This window comes from Pseudomonas sp. MIACH (assembly GCF_001269925.1).
Taxonomy (GTDB): Bacteria; Pseudomonadota; Gammaproteobacteria; order Pseudomonadales; family Pseudomonadaceae; genus Aquipseudomonas.
Genome location: NZ_LHVO01000067.1, coordinates 1 through 2453 on the forward strand (window position 1 = coordinate 1; position 2453 = coordinate 2453).

Genomic DNA, 2453 nt, shown 5'->3' on the forward strand with positions numbered 1-2453 from the left:
TGATTGTAGAAAAATATTTGCGCTGGAAAGTGCAGCCAAGTAATTGCAAATTTTATATAGGTGTAGCGGAACTTGAAGGTTATTCGAGTACGTTGGTGGCTTGTCGCATCATATGTACTGTAGCTCATTGCAATTGCGGGCCCTTGAAGTTTTCCGGGGAAGTGCTGCTGAACATGATAGTTGTAGATCCCGCATTGACTGCGACCTCCAAGGTGAGAGATCGTCATGCTGTTGATATCGAGCGATCCTCCAGGTCCCACCAGCCTGTTTTCCATGCCGTCAAAGTTTTCGAAAAGAATAACTTCCCGCTCTTCAATCGTTAACAGCAGGGTTTTCGAGGGGCGAGGTACTTGCCCGGCGCGTTCAAGCAAATAACTCACGCTGACTTTCTTATCCCGGTTGGCAAGTACCAAGGCTCGTTTGATTGTAAAGGGCACTACCTTGCCCGCTGTGCTGGCGCTCAGCTTAAACACCTGGCTATCACTGAGATCTTCGGTTTCACCCTGCCAATAGAGGGTCAACGTGTCACCGTCCTGGGTTTCGATAAACGGGATCTCGCCGGTCGCTCCCCCAGCAGGCACATCAACCGGGTTGAGCCAGTCGCCGAGGGCGAGGTGAATCTCTGGCTCTTCCAGCCCAACGACCAGATCGCCCACCCGCAGGAACAGTGGCAAGGATTCGCGGCGGTATTCGGGGTCTGTTTGCTGATCGCGCAGTTCATAGGTGATGCGGGTCATCAGGCCCTCGAAGCTGCGGATATCGGGCGCACTGAGTGTAAATCGCATTTCACCGCCAGGAGGGATGACCCCCACTTCCCGTTCCAGGGTAAAGCTCACCGTGCCGTCGGAGTTGGTGCCGGTCCAGGTCACGCTGAGCCAGTGTTCCGGCGCCCAACCTGGTTGAGCTTGGAAGACAACGGTGGCCTCAGACAGGTCGGGATCCAGATAGCCATCATCCCGGGCTTCCAGCACCCTGGGCGCTGGCCAGGGAATGTATTCGCCCACCACGCGCACTTGCAGTTTTTTCGAGCGGCGGGTGATCTCGTCTTTGGTTTTGTACAGGGCGTATGACACCGTGACCGAGCCGTCGCCGAGGGCCCGGGCTATCTCGTTGGGGACGTTAAAGTGCAGCGTGCGACCTACCAGGGTGACGGGGACCAACTCGGTGTGGGGGATGGGGAACCCGTCTGCGTCGCGACCCACGATTATCAACGTCAGCTCATCACCTCTCTCGAACGTGCGCGTGTCGGCATATAACGACACGCGCAAGTGCCGGTCACCCAATACATCCAAGTCAATATCACCTGGGAAATCATCGAGATAAGGCGCATCCAGCAGATCGAGGTTAAGTGTTACCAGTACGCGTTGGCGGGCTGACCATTGGGCAAAATGGTCCGGGTAGTTGCCCACGGCGTCCATCACCTGCATGGCCACCGGCAACTGATCGTTGTCGCCGGCCCTGAGAATGGACAGGTAGTCGACGGTGATAAAGAACGAGCTTCCCACCTCACTCGGCTGTACCACGTACTTGACGATTTCCGAGCCCCAGGCCAGGGAGCAGGTGTCAAACGGTGCCATGTGCTCATAGGGCTGGATTTCGATCAGGATGTTCTCCCTGGCCCGTTCGTCGTCTACGCCATCCACTTCAATATCGGCGGGCAGGTTGAAGGTGAATCCTTGATGGCCTTCCTTGTCCGGGTCGGGGTCACGATCCCCGGGGCGGGTCAACTTGATCAGCAGGTTCAAGGGGGTGGTGCGCTGTTCGTTGCTGCCGGGGCGTTTTACCGTGCAGTACACCAGGCTGCCCCGTTGCGGACGGATCTGCGCGGCGGGCATGGCAATGGGGAAGTAGTCCAGGTCTTTGTGCTTGTCTTCGACGATCATGAACGCCGAGGCTTGCGTAGTGCTGTTCCAGAACAGCCGGATAAAGGTGCCAGGTATCGCGCCGTCGGGGCGTTTTAACCACACTTCCAGGTCATGCTCCACATGCCGAACCCCAAGGCCGCCGTCGAATTGAGTGTCACCCGGTCTGGGCGGGAACAGGTTGGGGATCCACAGGGGCGGCAGGTTCTGGGTGGTGTTTAGTGGTGTCGTTGCCATGACTGTAACCCTTTGGGGTGTTTACTGGTTGTTGTGGACTTACACACCGAAACTGAAGAAATCCAGGAACGAGAAGTCCGTAGTGTCGGTTTCTATATGAGTGATTGTTTCATTCGCTGGCGCGGTGTATTCAATCCATTCACCTTGCCCGGGCGGTGGTCTTTGCCCAGGCAAATTAATGACATTTAACTGTTTTGATTGATTGTAGAAAAATATTTGCGCTGGAAAGTGCAGCCAAGTAATTGCAAATTTTATATAGGTGTAGCGGAACTTGAAGGTTATTCGAGTACGTTGGTGGCTTGTCGCATCATATGTACTGTAGCTCATTGCAATTGCGGGCCCTTGAAGTTTTCC

General features: G+C 55.3%; 2 protein-coding genes. Both read right to left on the bottom strand.

The features are described 5' to 3' along the window. Positions 1–1985, bottom strand: a 1985-nt coding sequence (locus AD670_RS29790) for a hypothetical protein (protein WP_156338345.1), incomplete at its 3' end; no start/stop codon positions are given. A 153-nt stretch (positions 1986–2138) separates the two neighbouring features. Beyond that, positions 2139–2453 (bottom strand): hypothetical protein (locus AD670_RS31795; RefSeq protein WP_218187641.1); only part of this gene is annotated, 315 nt, incomplete at its 5' end.